This window comes from Mucilaginibacter humi, from assembly GCF_013087555.1.
Window position 1 is genome coordinate 1 of record NZ_JABFCR010000074.1, and the last position, 15721, is coordinate 15721.

The 15721-nt window shown below is 40.7% G+C and carries 22 protein-coding genes, 1 tRNA gene and 5 pseudogenes; 7 read left to right on the plus strand and 21 right to left on the minus strand.

The features are described 5' to 3' along the window. Positions 1-214, plus strand: a pseudogene (locus HK413_RS13565) (1,4-beta-xylanase); the annotation flags it as partial. Between the two features lie 354 nt (positions 215-568). Here HK413_RS13565 and HK413_RS13570 read toward each other — a convergent pair. The 6 genes from HK413_RS13570 to rplS form a co-directional block, all read right to left on the minus strand. Then, positions 569-640, minus strand: a tRNA-Cys gene (locus HK413_RS13570). Next, the gene (locus tag HK413_RS13575; protein WP_175270513.1) at positions 619-2139 is read right to left on the minus strand and encodes a S10 family peptidase; all 1521 of its coding nucleotides are present in this window, start codon (positions 2137-2139) and stop codon (positions 619-621) included. Before HK413_RS13575 ends, HK413_RS13570 begins: the two co-directional genes overlap by 22 nt. Positions 2140-2564: 425 nt before the next feature. Continuing rightward, the gene (locus HK413_RS13580) at positions 2565-3110 is read right to left on the minus strand and encodes a bactofilin family protein (protein ID WP_394353186.1); all 546 of its coding nucleotides are present in this window, start codon (positions 3108-3110) and stop codon (positions 2565-2567) included. A 43-nt stretch (positions 3111-3153) separates the two neighbouring features. Then, the gene (locus HK413_RS15650) at positions 3154-3372 is read right to left on the minus strand and encodes an RNA-binding protein (protein ID WP_217452325.1); all 219 of its coding nucleotides are present in this window, start codon (positions 3370-3372) and stop codon (positions 3154-3156) included. Further along, positions 3339-4175, minus strand: a complete 837-nt coding sequence (locus tag HK413_RS13585) for a ParM/StbA family protein (RefSeq protein ID WP_217452326.1) — start codon at positions 4173-4175, stop codon at positions 3339-3341. Before HK413_RS13585 ends, HK413_RS15650 begins: the two co-directional genes overlap by 34 nt. A gap of 264 nt (positions 4176-4439) precedes the next feature. Next, a complete protein-coding gene (rplS, locus tag HK413_RS13590) occupies positions 4440-4787 on the minus strand; it encodes a 50S ribosomal protein L19 (RefSeq protein ID WP_175270515.1) in 348 nt (115 codons plus the stop codon). Between the two features lie 219 nt (positions 4788-5006). Between rplS and HK413_RS13595 the strand changes: the two genes are divergently transcribed. Together HK413_RS13595 and HK413_RS13600 are read left to right on the plus strand one after the other, a co-directional pair. Next, positions 5007-5738 carry an acyltransferase family protein gene (locus tag HK413_RS13595; RefSeq protein ID WP_175270516.1) on the plus strand — a complete coding sequence of 244 codons (732 nt, stop codon included), beginning with the start codon at positions 5007-5009 and terminating at the stop codon, positions 5736-5738. A 4-nt stretch (positions 5739-5742) separates the two neighbouring features. Continuing rightward, the gene (locus HK413_RS13600; RefSeq protein WP_175270517.1) at positions 5743-6084 is read left to right on the plus strand and encodes an acyltransferase family protein; all 342 of its coding nucleotides are present in this window, start codon (positions 5743-5745) and stop codon (positions 6082-6084) included. Positions 6085-6094: 10 nt separating this feature from the next. Here the strand turns inward: HK413_RS13600 and trmD are convergent. The 8 genes and pseudogenes from trmD to rpsP form a co-directional block, all read right to left on the minus strand. Continuing rightward, a pseudogene (trmD, locus tag HK413_RS13605) lies at positions 6095-6771 on the minus strand (tRNA (guanosine(37)-N1)-methyltransferase TrmD). Positions 6772-6843: 72 nt separating this feature from the next. Then, positions 6844-7233 carry a VOC family protein gene (locus HK413_RS13610; RefSeq protein WP_175270518.1) on the minus strand — a complete coding sequence of 130 codons (390 nt, stop codon included), beginning with the start codon at positions 7231-7233 and terminating at the stop codon, positions 6844-6846. Between the two features lie 103 nt (positions 7234-7336). Next, the gene (locus HK413_RS13615; RefSeq protein WP_175270519.1) at positions 7337-7537 is read right to left on the minus strand and encodes a helix-turn-helix transcriptional regulator; all 201 of its coding nucleotides are present in this window, start codon (positions 7535-7537) and stop codon (positions 7337-7339) included. Then, positions 7534-7938: a hypothetical protein gene (locus tag HK413_RS13620; protein ID WP_175270520.1), complete on the minus strand. Its 405-nt coding sequence runs from the start codon at positions 7936-7938 to the stop codon at positions 7534-7536. The genes HK413_RS13615 and HK413_RS13620 overlap by 4 nt, the downstream gene beginning before the upstream one ends. A gap of 168 nt (positions 7939-8106) precedes the next feature. Further along, entirely contained in the window at positions 8107-8463 is a 357-nt protein-coding gene (locus tag HK413_RS21610) for a ribosome maturation factor RimM (protein ID WP_317169609.1), read from the minus strand. After that, positions 8412-8630: a ribosome maturation factor RimM gene (locus HK413_RS18615; protein ID WP_246230548.1), complete on the minus strand. Its 219-nt coding sequence runs from the start codon at positions 8628-8630 to the stop codon at positions 8412-8414. Before HK413_RS18615 ends, HK413_RS21610 begins: the two co-directional genes overlap by 52 nt. A 111-nt stretch (positions 8631-8741) precedes the next feature. Further along, a complete protein-coding gene (locus tag HK413_RS13630) occupies positions 8742-8984 on the minus strand; it encodes a hypothetical protein (protein ID WP_175270521.1) in 243 nt (80 codons plus the stop codon). 127 nt (positions 8985-9111) lie between these two features. Next, complete coding sequence (rpsP, locus tag HK413_RS13635; protein ID WP_175270522.1) at positions 9112-9378, minus strand: 30S ribosomal protein S16; 267 nt, start codon at positions 9376-9378, stop codon at positions 9112-9114. Positions 9379-9514: 136 nt separating this feature from the next. Here rpsP and HK413_RS13640 point away from each other — a divergent pair, with 136 nt between their 5' ends. Next, on the plus strand, positions 9515-10042 hold the full coding sequence (locus tag HK413_RS13640) for a 5' nucleotidase, NT5C type (RefSeq protein WP_246230549.1): 528 nt from the start codon (positions 9515-9517) through the stop codon (positions 10040-10042). Positions 10043-10111: 69 nt separating this feature from the next. Here HK413_RS13640 and HK413_RS13645 read toward each other — a convergent pair. From HK413_RS13645 to HK413_RS18640, 7 genes and pseudogenes are all read right to left on the minus strand, one after another. Next, positions 10112-11091 (minus strand): annotated as a pseudogene (locus HK413_RS13645) (ATP-dependent 6-phosphofructokinase). Positions 11092-11177: 86 nt separating this feature from the next. After that, positions 11178-11462, minus strand: coding sequence for a hypothetical protein (locus tag HK413_RS18620; protein ID WP_246230550.1), 285 nt, complete (start codon positions 11460-11462; stop codon positions 11178-11180). Then, on the minus strand, positions 11453-11566 hold the full coding sequence (locus HK413_RS18625) for a hypothetical protein (protein WP_246230554.1): 114 nt from the start codon (positions 11564-11566) through the stop codon (positions 11453-11455). The genes HK413_RS18620 and HK413_RS18625 overlap by 10 nt, the downstream gene beginning before the upstream one ends. A 121-nt stretch (positions 11567-11687) precedes the next feature. After that, positions 11688-11843, minus strand: a complete 156-nt coding sequence (locus tag HK413_RS18630) for a hypothetical protein (RefSeq protein ID WP_246230551.1) — start codon at positions 11841-11843, stop codon at positions 11688-11690. Continuing rightward, positions 11834-12592, minus strand: coding sequence for a protein-disulfide reductase DsbD family protein (locus tag HK413_RS18635; protein WP_246230552.1), 759 nt, complete (start codon positions 12590-12592; stop codon positions 11834-11836). The genes HK413_RS18630 and HK413_RS18635 overlap by 10 nt, the downstream gene beginning before the upstream one ends. A 302-nt stretch (positions 12593-12894) precedes the next feature. Then, positions 12895-13209, minus strand: coding sequence for a protein-disulfide reductase DsbD domain-containing protein (locus tag HK413_RS13655; protein ID WP_317169611.1), 315 nt, complete (start codon positions 13207-13209; stop codon positions 12895-12897). A 434-nt stretch (positions 13210-13643) separates the two neighbouring features. Further along, positions 13644-14129, minus strand: a complete 486-nt coding sequence (locus HK413_RS18640; protein ID WP_317169607.1) for a biotin--[acetyl-CoA-carboxylase] ligase — start codon at positions 14127-14129, stop codon at positions 13644-13646. A 53-nt stretch (positions 14130-14182) separates the two neighbouring features. On the opposite strand from HK413_RS18640, the pseudogene rsfS reads away from it, so the two are divergent. The 3 genes and pseudogenes from rsfS to HK413_RS15660 all read left to right on the plus strand — a co-directional run. After that, positions 14183-14565: pseudogene (rsfS, locus tag HK413_RS13665) on the plus strand (ribosome silencing factor). Between the two features lie 31 nt (positions 14566-14596). Then, positions 14597-14980: a hypothetical protein gene (locus HK413_RS15655; RefSeq protein WP_217452327.1), complete on the plus strand. Its 384-nt coding sequence runs from the start codon at positions 14597-14599 to the stop codon at positions 14978-14980. Positions 14981-15120: 140 nt separating this feature from the next. Then, a pseudogene (locus HK413_RS15660) lies at positions 15121-15721 on the plus strand (AAA family ATPase); the annotation flags it as partial.

Sequence of the window (15721 nt, forward strand, 5' to 3'; positions counted from 1 at the left end):
CGTTATGGCCGACCCCATGAAACCTAAAGGCTGGTTGCTCTATTACGACTTCCCGATGGCCGACCATTATGGCATCTCATCGTCGCCCGACCTGTTTCACTGGACCATCGAGCAGGATATCAGCATACCACCCGATGCAAGGCATGGCAGCTTGTCGAAGATCACAGCCGAAGAGGCAAAGACTTTGAGGGAGGCCTATCCGAATACCAAATAACGGTGTTTGTTTCACGCGTGGGTGAAACAGATGAAACACGTGAAACAAGATTTATGGGTAAGAAATTGATAATAAGTGTTTTACAAAAAATTTAATCGTTTAAACACGCAGTTTGCCTTTGACTCAGCACAACGCATATTATATGGACCGAGCCTATGGCTCTTAATATCTTCTTTTATTTTCTACGGGTTCAACTGTAGCTACAATATTGGCCGGGGCTATGCCTCTTTTTGTAATTTTCAACTTCTGGCAATTATGGCTTATTGCTCCTACACAAAAGTAAAGCCCCTGATGGGCAGGGGCCTTTACTTAACCAATTATAAACCAAATTATGAGAGAGAGAGATTTTTATTGAGGCGTGAGAACGGATTCGAACCGTTGTAAAGAGTTTTGCAGACCCTCACCTAACCACTCGGCCACTCCGCCTTATTTTCATAGTGTATGCTTGATAGTTTTTGTAATATTTGATGATAAAATTGTTCGCCGGCTTTTTTAAAGCCGGCATTAGCCTCATTGCCCGGGTAGATCATATGTCCTTCATGATAATAATCAACCGAAATATTTTGCTTTGCTTTTTGTGATAATCCTAAATGATTAATAGCATAGTTGATAGTAGCAACAGGTGTGGCCAGGTCATACAAACCACTGCTTACTTTTACCCTCAAATCGGGGTTGTTTAATAGCACCTGTTTAAGTGTTGCTGAAATATCAAGGTAGCCATCAGCTGCTTCCGGCCCGTAGTTCCAATCGCCCATAGCTGTTGTAGCCGGGTAAGGCAGGTGGTTTTCATAACCTAATTCAGCATCTACATATTTTTGGAATGCTTTGGTAAAAACACTGCGTATAGCCAACTCGCTCGGGTCACCTGAATTAGTTTGCCCGACAGCACGACTATCAAATGTGCCGGTAACTTTATTATCCAACAACTCTTTGGTAAACTGGCTGTCGGTTATACGGCCATTGGTTCGCTTTAGTAGTGCCTTATTCAATCCAGTAAAGTAGCTAAGCGTATCTACCAGGTCAGCCGATATTGATTTCCCACTTTTTAAAAACTTTGCATACGTACCGTTACTAAACGCAGCCACTTTTACTATTAGTTGTGCAGGCGTTTGCTTTTGCAATTCAGGCGACAGGCGGCGGTGATACTGCGCGGCCAAAGCATAAGTTGGTAAATAATAACTAAACGGTTTATCATTACCCTTGCGGAAACTCACCAACCGGTAATTAAGTGCCGGCGATATTAAGTTTAAACCCGCCAGTTTAATTTGCAGGCTATCCTGCAAATAAGCTGTCAGGCCTATGGCCCTGACAGCGCCATAACTTTCGCCGGTTAAAAATTTAGGGCTTGCTTCGCGATGATTGGCCGCAAGATAAGTCTTTATAAATTGGGCGATGCTGTGGATATCCCCGCGGTAGCCATGGAAGCGGCGTGCATCTACGCCTTCTGCGGCCTGACTGTAACCTGTACCTACCGGATCAATAAAAACCAAATCGGTAAAATCCAGCCATGAATTAGGGTTAGTAGTATAACCCTTATTATCTGCCCGCACCGGGCCAAAAGCGCCCATATGTAACCATATAGCCGCCGAGCCCGGTCCGCCATTAAAAACAAAGGTTATGGGGCGTTGAGTAATATTACTATTTATATTATATGCAGTGTAAAAAATGTTGGCTAATGGTTGATCTTTTTGATCCTTAATAGTTAGATATCCGGTTGATGACTGATAAGCCAGCTCCTTACCGTCTATTTTTAAATGGTGCCGGCCTACTGCCAGTATATAAGCAGCATCACCGGCTGATGCGCGGTAAGCTGCATGCTTTGGAGCCCAACGCAATGAGCTGAACAATAAAACAGCAGTACCGGCAATGAGCAGGATACTAATAAAACGGAAACGATAAACGAAGGATGGTACTAAGCGAAACATGGAATGATATCAAATAATTTAAAATGTGAATTTTTGTGTGTGCAGCGAATTAACAGCAGCAACACATGACCCCTTGAGAAAGAGGCATTCGCATAAAAAATTGATTTTTGATATCTTTTAACATATAAATAACCCGCCTGCCGGTAGCAGACAGGACAAAAATAAATAAAGATTTCATGTTTCCAAATTAATTCTATAAAATAGATAGAATTTATATACTATAATTTGTAAACCTACTTTACCAGGTATTTAAATACTTTTTTAGCCTATACAAGATCTGACATAAAAAAGGGGCGGTAGAAAATTCAGCCGCCCCTTTTTTAATAATTTGATGTTATTACCACCAACGCGAGTTATTAAGCTCTTCGTCTTTTTTAGGTGGCGTAGCAGCGGCCAATGTTGGTTTGGCAACAGGCAATTGCGCTTCAATTTTTTTCTTCTTTAGGTGCTGCAGCGGCTACAAGGGGTTTAGGTTCTGCCTTAAGCTCCTGTTTGCTAACTGCGGCTACAAGTCCAGGTTCAACCTTTTGTTCTGTAACAATAGTTGCAGCACTTATTTTAGTAAGGGTTGAAAGTTCGTTATGCAATTTAGTAGTCAGGTAATCGTCAGTGCTGAATTTAGTTTTGTTCCACTGCTCGGTTAGTGCTTCTATATCCTCGCCAACAGTAATATAACCGTTAATCACAGCTCCCGGTTCGATATTTACCTTAGCCGATTGAATGTTGCCCCTAACTACTGCGGTTGCTTTAATATCCAGCAAATCAAGTGATAAAATATCACCGTTTACCGTACCTGTAACCAGGCAGGTTTTTGAAGTGATGTTACCCTTAAGTATGCCATGCAAGTCAATAACAACCTTTTCGGCACAAAACAAGTTGCCGGTAAGCTTCTCATCCAATATAATAAACTCGTCCGAAAAGTAATCATTACCATCACGTATCAGGTCTTTGATATTACTTATTGGCTCAATTAATCTGGTGACTCTTTTTTAAAGATGCTTAACATGGATATTATTATTGATCGTTGCTGAAACGGGTTACAACAGTTGTTGCATTACCAATATCAATACCGATAGATGATTTTTCTAAGCCGCCTGATATACGTAACGAGTTTAGGGCATAACCTTTACTCGCTAATGAAGCAGGATCGCTCACAACCTCTAATTGCGCTATTTCGCCAAACTCGGCCTTAAAGCAATCTACCAGGTCTGGTAGTACATACCACCACCGCACAGGTAAATTTTATTGGTTTTCATTAAATTTTTATCGGTAATAACGTTCCTTAAATTGGGCGATATTACCTCGGCATAATATGATCTTAAAGCCGCCTTACGGATCTCTCTAACATCAATATTTTTTCTATTAATAAACAAATAACCTTTCTGGAAAGCATCATCCAATGCATTAACGGTGCGCATTTCAAGGTAATGGTTCTTTTGTAATTCGTTGGCCATGTAGTTAATAGCATAACGTAAGCCGTGTGTGCTTATCATACTTTGCTCAACCACGCCACTGTCCATGCTTAACACCGATTCAAACGTTCCGAAACCACAGCTTAGTATAAAGAAACTGCCTTTTGCCGCTTCTTCGCCTTTGCGCAAAGCTATAGAACAGGCAACTATCTCCGGGATCACATCAACATTTTTTACATCAAGTATTGAAGTCCTTTTGCCGTTACCACCAAAGGTTGACGCATCATACTCAACTATATGTGTCTTTTTTAATTGCTCAATTGCCACATCTTTATAAATGCGGTAAGTAGCATAAGGGAAACCTGTAGTAATTGTTACCGGTTGCTCAACATCATCAGTAACCAACAACATAGCTGCTTTTACCAGTAATTGATAGTCCAGGTCCTCTGGAGATGAATTAAGTAGTTTATGAGGTGAAAGGCCTTCGTTTAAAGCTAAATTACCACAGATGTACCATTGACTGTTGTGGAAAACCTTCAAACCGTTTAAAAGGTCTGAAGACGTGTTATGTAACGCAGAATTATTGTTTTCAATTAAACTGGAAAACGATTGAGATAGTAACATGCTATTGTTTTAGGTTAAAGGTGCTATGCTGTATGATATATTAAGTTAATTTTTTCGGTGCCCGATTTTATAGTTTTTGATAGTGAAAATCAACCAATTATAAAACCCAAGTTCACCAAATTTATAAAATTAAGCTATAAAAAAAAATAATATACGCTTTTTACTGCTTGCTTGTTACAATGATACCTAATTCTTTTATTAACAAGACAAAAAAAAAAAACCCTCCCGGTTGTACGGGAAGGCTTTTTATAAATATTGTTGGAATTATACTCTTTTTGATTTGATACGAGCTGCTTTACCGGTAAGGGCACGCAGGTAGTAAAGTTTAGAGCGACGTACTTTACCGTGGCTGTTAACTTCTACTTTATCAATATTTGGCGAGTTAGCAGGGAATATACGCTCAACACCTATTCCGTTTGAAACTTTACGTACTGTAAATGTTTCAGACACACCAACACTGTTACGTTGGATAACCACACCCTGATAAACCTGGATACGCTCCTTGGTTCCTTCTTTAATTTTATAATGTACGCTTACAGTATCACCCGCTTTGAATGACGGAAACTTGTTAACTGTTACTGTTTGCTCTTCTACAAATTTTACTAAATCCATGATTTTAAGCTCTAAACGCGATTTTTAACCCGTAAAAATCGGATTGCAATTATAGGGATTATTTTTGATAATAAAAAGTCTGTTTTAAAAAATTAACAAATTTTTTTTATTAACAAAACCCGTATGGTTTTAGGCATAACTTATGGCCGTAGATTGATAAATGCATTTATAATGAATATATTTATAACAGTTAAAACAGAAATTTAAAACCTTATCATATTGAGTTTAAAATATTATAAAGAGTTGGATGGGTTGCGCGGTGTGGCAGCGTTAATGGTTATGTTTTTCCATTTTATGCCAGATAGAGATATAACCGTTAGCCCCATAGTACACTACCTGCACAAAGTTGGCGTTTTTGGGCAAACGGGGGTTACATTATTTTTTGTATTGTCTGGCTTTTTAATTACACGGATACTGCTAAACCAAAAAGCCAACAGGCATTATTTCCGAAATTTTTACATTAAACGGGCATTGCGCATATTCCCGCTATATTATTTGGGGTTGGTTATTTTCTATTTGATTATACCGTTAATTATCAATTATGCACCATCGCCTTATTCATCTGCACCTTATTGGTTATACATTCAAAATATTACAGATACGTTTATGATACCCAGCAACGGCCCGCAACATTATTGGAGCCTGGCTGTTGAAGAGCACTTTTATTTATTTTGGCCGCTATTAATTTATTATATAGCCATAAAAAACACACCGCGTTTAATTGCGGGTATTGTAGTGGCTGCGCTTGTGTGCCGGTGTTTATTGATATACTTTGGCTACGGCACATTTTATTTTACATTTTCTATTATGGATGGCCTTGCCATTGGTGCGTTGCTGGCCTGGTATGAAATTAACCAAAGCCGCTTTAGGCTAAAGTTTAACACTATTATTTTTATATGCCACGGCAGCCATGTTAACCGCCCGGAAATTTACAGGTGGCAAAGGATATGACTGGGTGCAGATTATAAAATTCCCGGTTATTGCGCTTTTTTATATGTGCATAATAGGCAAGATAATTATGGATGGTTCATGGCTGAATGCCGTAATGAGCCAGCCTTTCTTAAGATTTACCGGCAAAATAAGCTACGGGCTTTATGTATATCACCCAATGATATATATGATATATAATAATTTATTCGCCAGTAAAAATATTTGGATAAACGCGTTGATTTGTTTTGGTTCAAGCTACGTTATCGCAACCATTAGCTTTTATGGTTTTGAAAAACACTTGCTTAAGTTAAAAAAGTATTTTGAACCAGCGGGATGGGGTAAAAAGCAACAATTACAATATAAATAGATACCAAATATTACTCGTCTAACAGATCTGGCCGTCTTTGCTTTGTCCGCTCAACCGCCTGCTCAAAGCGCCATTTTTCTATTTCGGGAGTATTGCCGCTTAAAAGTATATCGGGCACTTTGTGGCCGTTCCAATCAGCCGGGCGGGTATACACTGGTGCATCCAGCAGGCCGTCCTGGAAAGAATCAGACAGGGCCGATGTTTCATCCGACAATACGCCGGTATCAATCTTACTACGGCATCAACCACAATAGCTGCAGGCAGTTCGCCGCCTGATAGTACATAATCGCCTACTGAGATCTCGCGGGTAACATAGATATCGCGGATGCGCTGATCGATCCCTTTATAATGACCACAAAGAATAATGATATTTTGTTTAATGGATAGTTGGTTGGCCATAGCCACGGTTAAGCGTCTCGCCATCGGGCGACATGAAGATAACCTCGTCATATTCACGCTCTGCCTTCAAAGCATCAATACATTTGGCAAAAGGCTCAATAGTCATTACCATGCCGCTGCCGCCACCGTAGGGATAGTCATCAACGCTTTTTTGTTTGCCGGGCGCATAATCGCGCAGGTTATGTACCACAATTTCAGCAATTCCCTTTTTTGCGCACGCTGTAAAATAGAATGGGCAAAAGGGCTTTCCAACAAACCGGGCAATACAGTGATGATATCAAAACGCATGGGGCAAAGATAGGGTTTGAGTCGGGAAGTCCGAAAAGTCGGGAAGTCCGAAAGAAATAATAATATTTCGGACTAATATTTCCAATCCGGCGATGCAGGTATTTGGCATTGTATTACCCAATGGTGCCCGAAGGGATCTTTCAATTCACCCCGGCGGTAGCCATATTCGTAGTCAGTAACCGGCGACAGAACGATAGCCCCGGCTGCAATGGCCTGATTAAACACGCTATGCACGTCGGCAGTAAATAATCCAATAGTTACGGTACTGGTATTAAACGCATCCGGACTTATCTTTTCAGGGCTTGTTGGCATCATTTCGTGCAGGTGGAACATTGCGCCGTCTATCAGCAACTCGGCCACGTGTAAGGTACCGTCATCATTATTAAGCCGCCAGTTTTCAACCGCACCAAAGGCTGTTTTATAAAAACCAATATTAGTTACACCCTTGCGGATAGTAAGCAAGGGGGCAAAAGCCGTACCCTCCGCCCCCTAAAGGGGAGTTTTTTGAAGGTGAATTATGTTGTTCCATAAATTTAATTTATTTGGTTCCCCCGGGGTTAGGGGCTTAATCCGTATCTTCTAAATTAAATATTTCCTCAACCGGTTTGCCAAATACCCGGGCAATTTTTAAGGCGAGGACGGTTGATGGCACATACCGGTTACTCTCAATAGTATTAATAGTTTGGCGCGATACACCTATCAGCTCGGCAAGGTCGGCCTGGGTGATATTTTTTATGGCTCGCTCTATACGGATGGAGTTTTTCATAGAGCGTCGTCTTTAATTAACCGGTTATTACGGTACAGTTTCCATCTGAATAATAGGATAAAAACCATCAGTGGTAGCCATAAATTCATCCGCAGGATATCTATAGCATCATATCCCTTAGTAAATGTAAGACTGATTATCAGTAATAAATAATTAAAACAGATTGCCCACTTTAATGATTCGAGCCTTAGTTGCGAGATCTGCTCGTCCTCTATCTTTTCTTTGGAGAATGCAATCATAAATAAACCAATCACCATTGTGAGTGCCGTTGTGATATAAAAAATATGTTGCCCATTAAATAGGCTGGTGTCGGCGACATCAAATTGCACATGCATCATTTTTTTGATGATGAGAATAGGCAGGTGTGCAAGGAACAATATTATGCCCGGTACTTGCACCAATACGGAAATAAAAAACGTTCTTTCATATTGTAAAGTTTGATTTACCAAATGTAAAACAAACTTTACAAATGTCAAATATATTTGACAAATTATTTTTGACAGATAAAAAAGCCAAGAAACGAATTTAATTCATTCTTGGCTCCTGTTTTTTAACTCTTGAATTTATTCTTACTCCAAATAAATATCCAGTAGCCCTTCCGGCAAATCAACCGTAAGTATTTCTTTCACCACATCAATACCTACAATAATATCTTCATTAAGCGGGAACAAAACTTCACAGCCTTTATAGGTTACAGCAGCAACTAACTGCTGCGGGTATTCATGAATATCGGTTATCTGGCCTAATTCCCCCTCGTCTTCATCAACTACAGTGAAACCTTCCAGATCATATAGCGTAAAATCTTCTTCGCCTTTTACCGGCTTTAATTTATTAGGCAGATAGATATCCTTTTTTACCGGGGCGGCAGCTTTTTCTATCGTATCAACATCCTCCGGTATAAATAAGCCTGCCCGTTGTGCAGGTATTTAATAGACTCAACAAAAAATGGTGCCAGCTTACCGCCTATTTGTATAAACAGCGCGTTAAACTCAATATCTGCAAGATTATCAAAATCGACATACATTTGCATCTCGCCTTTGAGGCCCTTGGTTTTTAATACACTACCTATGCGGAAACAGTCTTCGATTTTCATATTACCTCTCCTAAATCCTCTCCAAAGGAGAGGACTTTTTTATTGTGTTTATATTAAAGCCCCCTCTCCCTCGGAGAGGGGCTGGGGTTAAATAACAATGGCGAAGCACCGTTAGGTCGCTTCGCCATTATATAAATGTTGTTCAGTTAAATTACTCAGCGCTGTCAGCAGCAGGAGTTTCTTCTGCAGGAGCCTCAGCAGCTGGTGCTTCTTCTGTAGCAGCTTCAGCAACCGGAGCTTCTTCTGTTTCGGTTTCAGCAACTGGTGCTTCTTCTTCAACTTCTTCAGCAGGAGGAGTATATTTTGCAGCGATAGCAGCAGCTTTATCTTCCTTCTTCTTAGCTTCAGCAGCAAGAGCAGCTTTGCGGGCTGTATCTTTAGCTGAATTTAAGTCTGATTTTTACCGGTGATCTTGCTTTCTTTCTGATCTAACCACTCAGCAAATTTAGTTTCTGCTTGTTCTGCGGTTAAAGCACCTTTTTCACACCACCTTGTAAGTGTTTTTGTACATAACACCTTTGTATGCTAATATCGCACGACAAGTGTCTGTTGGTTGTGCACCATCATTAACCCAGTTAAGAGTTTTGTCGAAATTAATATCGATAGTTGCAGGATTAGTGTTTGGGTTGTACGACCCTAAGCGCTCAATAAAGCGACCGTCACGCGGTGCACGAGCGTCTGCTACAACAATGTAATAAAAGGGTTTACCTTTTTTACCATGTCTTTGCAATCTGATTTTAGTTGCCATTTTTGTTTTTAATTATGTGTTCAACATTCCCCCGGAGTTTCTTTCAGCGGGGACGCAAAGGTAGCAATTATATCCGGAATAAAAAAACAAACTTCAAAATGAGGTATTTAAGTTCAAAAACTGGACATTTGCGCCCATGAACAAACTAAGCATAGCTATAGATATGGATGAGGTTATTGCCGACCCCATTGACAAATTTATAACCATATACCAGCAAGAACACGGCTACAACTACACTCTTGACCAAATGCACGATAAAGAGTTTAGAGAATTGCTGCCGCCCGAGCTTGACCATACCCTACGCGAATATATTAACCGCAAAGGTTTCTTCCGCGACCTGAAAGTTATACCCGATAGCCGGGAAGTAGTTAAAGCGCTACATGAAAAATACGAAGTGTTTATCGTATCAGCTGCAACCGAGTTCCCGCTATCGTTAGAAGATAAACAAGCATGGCTGGCCGACTATTTCCCGTTTATATCATGGACCAATATTATGTTCTGCGGATATAAAATTGTGAATACCGATATCATGATAGATGACCGTACCAAAAACTTTACCCGTTTTAATGGAAGGAAGTTATTATTTACCTCGCCTCATAATGTTAACCTTACCGAATATGAGCGCGTAAATAACTGGAAGGAAGTGGCAGCGAAGCTGCTTTAGTTTTAAGTATTGAGTCTTGGGTGGTGAGTTAGAACCATCACTCAACACTTACCACCCAAAACTCAATACTTATAAAGACAGCATCTCTACTATCCTTATAAATTCGTCGTTAACATCAAGATGGTGTTTAACAGATTGGCTATATGGCGTATAGGTAATTTCATTGTGTATCAAACCAACCATTTCGCCGGTGTGGCCTTTTAACAACCCCTCAACAGCACCTACGCCTAAAAGGCTTGCCAATACACGGTCCATACAGGTTGGTTTGCCTCCACGCTGTATGTGGCCCAATATAGATACCCGGGTATCATAATGCGGGAACCGCTCCACTATAGCTTTACCGATCTCAAATGCGCCGCCTGGTTCATTACCTTCGGCAACCATAACAATTTTTGATGTTTTGTCTTTACGACCACGTTCTAAACGAGCAAACAGGGCATTAATGTCTGACTTTGTTTCGGGTACCATAATAGCTTCGGCACCAACAGCTATACCCGTACGCAGGGCAATCATGCCCGAGTCGGCACCCATAACTTCAACAATAAATAACCTATCATGGCTTTCGGCAGTCTCCCTTATCTTATCAACGGCTTCAATCACCGTATTAATGGCAGTATCATAGCCTACGGTAAAATCAGATCCGCGCAGGTCATTATCAATAGTGCAGGGTACAGTAATGCTTTTAATATCAGAATGTTCCTCACAAAATTCTTTAAGCCCTTTAATAGTACCATTACCCCTAATGCAACCAACGCATCAATGCCATGTTCTTTAAGATGCTGGTAAGCTTTATCACGGCCTTCGGTAGTTTTAAATAACTCACTGCGACCGGATTTTAATATGGTTCCGCCACGCGAGATAATATTAGATGCTGACTTAGTATTTAACGGTATAATGTCACCATTTATAAGTCCATCGAAACCACGCAGGATACCGGCAATTTCGATATTATTAAAAACAGCGGTACGTATAACGGCTCTTATAGCAGCGTTCATTCCGGGGGCATCGCTGCCGGACGTAAAAAGTCCTATTTTCTTTATTGGAGTCATTGTAATTACGGGCAGATATTTTCTACTTGGGTTTTGCAATCGCCGCTACGGTAGCAATTGCGCCGCGAATTTACAATATTTTAGCTTTATTTAATGCTTTTATAAGCTGTAATTCCGCTTTCTAAAAATTTAAGGTAGCTTTCCACATTATAGTTTGCCGGCGAGGGCGCGATTTGTTTACCGGTACTATCAACCAATAAATTGCCGTCACCATCCAACAAAACATATAGCGGTTGCGAATTAGCATTATATCGTGAGGCCTCAAAATCGCTCCATTTACCACCCAGTGTGGTTATTTTTTTACCGCTGTAGGCCGAGGTGAACCTTTCAGCCTCGGGCAGTTCTGCCTTATCATCAACAACTAATTGCAATAGAATAAAGTCGTTTTTAAATGATTAAAAACACGCGGGTCGGTCCAAACGTCAGCTTCCATCTTTCGGCAATTAACACAGTTAAAGCCGGTAAAATCTATCATTATTGGCTTCTTCAATTCCTTTGATACCTGTAAAGCCTGATCATAATCGTACCATGCATCAAGGCCGCGGGTTGCTATACGGGTATAGTTGTCGGCATATTTTTTTACCAGAGCTGATTGTTTAACCTGCGCGGCGTTTGTTGTTGCCCCCCGGAATTGGCGACAGATCAAAATCCTGCGTAGCCATTGGCGGCAAAAACGCGCTGATAGATTTTAAAGGCGCGCCCCATAAGCCGGGTATCATATAAACCGTAAACGCAAACACAATTACCGACATAAAAATCTCGGCACAGAAACGTGATCAACATCGCTGTCATGCGAGAATTTGATCTTGCCAATTAAATACAGCCCCAATAAAAATCCTAAGGCTATCCAAAGTGATAAGAATATCTCGCGGTCAAACCAGTTCCAGTGATAAGCCAGATCTACGTTTGATAAGAATTTTAAAGCAAAGCCTATCTCTAAAAAACCCAATACCACCTTTACGGTATTTAACCAGCCCCCAGATTTTGGCAGCGATTTTAACGCCGACGGGAACAAAGCGAAAGTAGTAAATGGCAGCGCCAAAGCTGCCGAAAAACCAAGCATACCAATGGCTGGCGCTAACCTGTCGCCTTTTGATGCGGCATCAACCAACAACGTTCCGATAATTGGGCCGGTACATGAAAATGATACCACAACAAGTGTAGCCGCCATAAAGAATATCCCGGCCAAGCCGCCTTTATCTGCATTTGCATCCAGCTTATTGCCTAATGAACTTGGCAGTGTAATTTCAAAAGCACCCAAAAACGAGATACCAAACACTACCAATAACAGGAAGAAGAATATATTGAAGGCCCCATTAGTAGCCAACGCGTTTAACGCATCCGACCCAAAAAAGGCGGATATAATAACCCCTAAACCTACATAAATAACAATAATAGATAAACCATAAAGCAATGACTGCCCAACACCTTTAGCCCTTGAGCCCGCTTTCTTGGTAAAAAAGCTAACCGTTAACGGCAACAGCGGATAGATACAAGGCATTATCACCGCCGCAAACCCACCTAAGAACCCTTCAATAAATATCTCCCAAAGCGATTTAGCTTTCTTTGACGTAGCAGCAGTATTGTGTATGTTTTCTTTCGCCGCTTGTGCAAGCTGCGCCTTTTACGCATAGCAATACTATCGGCCGCGGTAGGTATGCTGGTAAAGTTTACACCGCTTGTATCCGCGCTTTGCGCCCGGGCCGAAGCGATGCCTGCTACAGAAAAGCCTATCGTCGCAAGGCAAATAAAAAATATGGTTCTGCTAAAAAAGCGGTTAACTGCTGCTGTCATCGGGTGCTATTATTTACCTACCGGGATAGTAAAGTTAACATCCTCTGGTGGCAGACATTTTTGGTTGTTACAGGTCATGTATTCTAACGAGCCTTTAATGGCCGTAACATTTGCTGATTTCAGTTTAATTTTTTGCGTAAAAACAACCTCTTTTTCAAAGTAGCTTACATTCATTTTAAAAGCATCCTCATATTTGGTTACTGGCTTAGGCTCTATGGCTTTACCTACCAAAGTATAATCTTTTGATTTAGCAAAGGTAAACGATGTTTTAATAGGCCCGCCGTCTTTAACATTTTGCGAGTAGATGTGCCAGCCGGCATCAATCGTCGCTTTTAATAATACGGTTACTTCTGTAGCGCTGGTTTTTTAGCCGCATACGCCCATTTAACCGGGGTTAAAACCTGCGCATAAGCGCCTGCTGTCAAAACCGGGGCTATCGCCACTGCAAATACTTTTTTCATGGATGTTATATTATTCTTTATTTAAAAATTCTATTTCTTTCAGGTTATAGGTTGTTTCTTCGCCGTTTTTATTGACTACAAGTAACCCGTTTTGTTTAACACCGGTAATAATACCGTTAAATATTTCGCCGGCTGCCTTAAAACGTTTGTTTTGATTAAACCAATATAGTCGGTCTAAATAGGTATTCCTTACAAAGTTTATTTTACCTGCTTTAAGTGCAAGATAATAAGCTTCAATGTGGTTGCAAATGTCTGCTAATATATTTCTTATATCGTAATCCTTCTGTAATATCTGTTTTACAGAGGTTGCATTAGTTGCGCCTTCGGGGAAGTTTTCTGGTTTATATTTATGCCTAGACCAATTATGGCGTTTTTTATAACGCTGCCCTGTAATAAGTTCTCAATCAGCATCCCGCCCAGCTTTTTATCGCCATAATAAATATCGTTGGGCCATTTTATTTTTAACTGATCGCCCAGTATCGGACACAGTGTATCATAAACGGCCAAACTTATGGCGCGTGTTAGATCAAACTGATCGGCAACGGCTAAAAAAGTTGGTTTTAACAACACACTGAACGTTAGGTTTTTGCCCGGCTCGGCATGCCATTGGTTGTTTTGTTGCCCGCGGCCGGCAAACTGGTGTTCTGCCATAATGACCGTTCCCTCTGGTACTGGCTTAGAATTTGACAATAACTTTTTAAGGAAATTGTTGGTCGAGTCAACTTCTTTTAATGTCAGTAAATTTTGTCCAACAAATAATCCTGAAAATATGTTATTTTGCAATGTTATATTTATAATAATGCTTAACTAAAAACGTTCAAAACTAATTCTTTTTGATGGTAAAAAATAAAGCGACGAGTGAATCAGCTTATATTTCTGAATTAGCCATTCATGGCATACAGGAAAAAAGGGTAACGACATTGTCAGGTTAGACCTGCGAAACCTTAACAGTTCGGTGACAGATTATTTTGTAATATGTCATGCCGACTCAACCACACAAGTTAAAGCAATTGCCAATAGTATTGAGGACGAGATCTTCAAAGCCGTTAAGCAGGAGCCCCGGCGTAAAGAGGGCCTTGAATATGGCGAATGGATATTATTAGATTATGTAAATGTGGTGATCCACGTTTTCCGTACAGACAAGCGTGAATATTATGGTGTAGAGGATCTGTGGGGCGATGCCGAAATAAAAACTACAAAAGCGCTTAACCGCCGGTAGTTTAATTAATTACAAGTGAGATAAAATAAAAATGGAAGATAAGAAATTGGATAAGCCAAAACCTATAAGAAAGATCCCTAATAAACGAATAGCCCCCAAACCTCCTAAGTTTAATTTCATGTGGTTATATGCTGTTGCTATAGCCGCCTTTGTTGGTGTGGCGCTTTATTCAAATAATAATGCTTCTACCCAAATTGATTTTAAGCAGTTTGAAAACGAAATGCTTAAGCCGGGTGATGTAGATTATGTAGAAGCTTACAAAACCGCTGATTATTTAATTGCGGAAGTACATATTAAAAAAGATAGCCTAAACAAACCGCGTTATGCCGATGTAAAAAAAAAGCACAACAACGTTTTGGTTCAACCGGGAACGAAGCACAATATACTTTTACTGAAGGATCATACGAAAGCTTAAATCAAAAAATAGCTAACGCGCAAAAAGATGTCCCTGACAACCAAAAAGTAAGTGTTAAATATGTACCGCATGACAGCCTGCTGTCAAACGGCCTGGTGCAAAGCGTTATCATGATCATCCTGTTTGCTGCAGTGCTGATGTTCATTATGCGCCGCATGAGTGGTGGTGCAGGTGGCGGCCCCGGCGGCCAGATCTTCAACATAGGCAAATCAAAAGCTACTTTATTTGATAAGGAAGCACAGGTATCAGTAACGTTTAATGATGTTGCGGGCCTTGAAGAGGCTAAGCAGGAAGTTATGGAGATTGTTGATTTCCTTAAAAATCCTAAAAATATACTAACCACGGGTGGTAAAATACCTAAAGGCGCGCTATTGGTAGGCTCGCCGGGTACAGGTAAAACCCTATTGGCCAAAGCAGTTGCCGGCGAGGCGCAGGTGCCTTTCTTCTCGTTATCAGGTTCTGATTTTGTGGAAATGTTTGTAGGTGTGGGTGCATCACGTGTGCGCGATCTGTTCCGCCAGGCAAAAGACAAAGCGCCTTGTATCATATTTATTGATGAGATTGATGCCATTGGCCGCGCCCGTGGTAAAAACAATATTGTAGGCGGTAACGATGAGCGCGAAAACACCCTGAACCAGCTATTGGTTGAGATGGATGGTTTCGGTACTGACTCAGGGATCATCATTCTTGCCGCAACTAACCGCCCTGATGTATTGGATTCGGCATTATTGCGTCCCGACG

Bases quoted from the DNA above. Each gene is read 5' to 3' on its own strand.
- HK413_RS13575 (WP_175270513.1), bottom strand. From the start codon at position 2,139: ATGTTTCGCTTAGTACCATCCTTCGTTTATCGTTTCCGTTTTATTAGT.
- HK413_RS13585 (WP_217452326.1), bottom strand. From the start codon at position 4,175: ATGTTACTATCTCAATCGTTTTCCAGTTTAATTGAAAACAATAATTCT.
- rplS (WP_175270515.1), bottom strand. From the start codon at position 4,787: ATGGATTTAGTAAAATTTGTAGAAGAGCAAACAGTAACAGTTAACAAG.
- HK413_RS13615 (WP_175270519.1), bottom strand. From the start codon at position 7,537: ATGAAAAACTCCATCCGTATAGAGCGAGCCATAAAAAATATCACCCAG.
- HK413_RS18615 (WP_246230548.1), bottom strand. From the start codon at position 8,630: ATGAAAATCGAAGACTGTTTCCGCATAGGTAGTGTATTAAAAACCAAG.
- rpsP (WP_175270522.1), bottom strand. From the start codon at position 9,378: ATGGCAACTAAAATCAGATTGCAAAGACATGGTAAAAAAGGTAAACCC.
- HK413_RS13640 (WP_246230549.1), top strand. From the start codon at position 9,515: ATGAACAAACTAAGCATAGCTATAGATATGGATGAGGTTATTGCCGAC.
- HK413_RS18625 (WP_246230554.1), bottom strand. From the start codon at position 11,566: ATGATAGATTTTACCGGCTTTAACTGTGTTAATTGCCGAAAGATGGAA.
- HK413_RS18630 (WP_246230551.1), bottom strand. From the start codon at position 11,843: ATGTCGGTAATTGTGTTTGCGTTTACGGTTTATATGATACCCGGCTTA.
- HK413_RS18635 (WP_246230552.1), bottom strand. From the start codon at position 12,592: ATGCCTTGTATCTATCCGCTGTTGCCGTTAACGGTTAGCTTTTTTACC.
- HK413_RS15655 (WP_217452327.1), top strand. From the start codon at position 14,597: ATGGAAGATAAGAAATTGGATAAGCCAAAACCTATAAGAAAGATCCCT.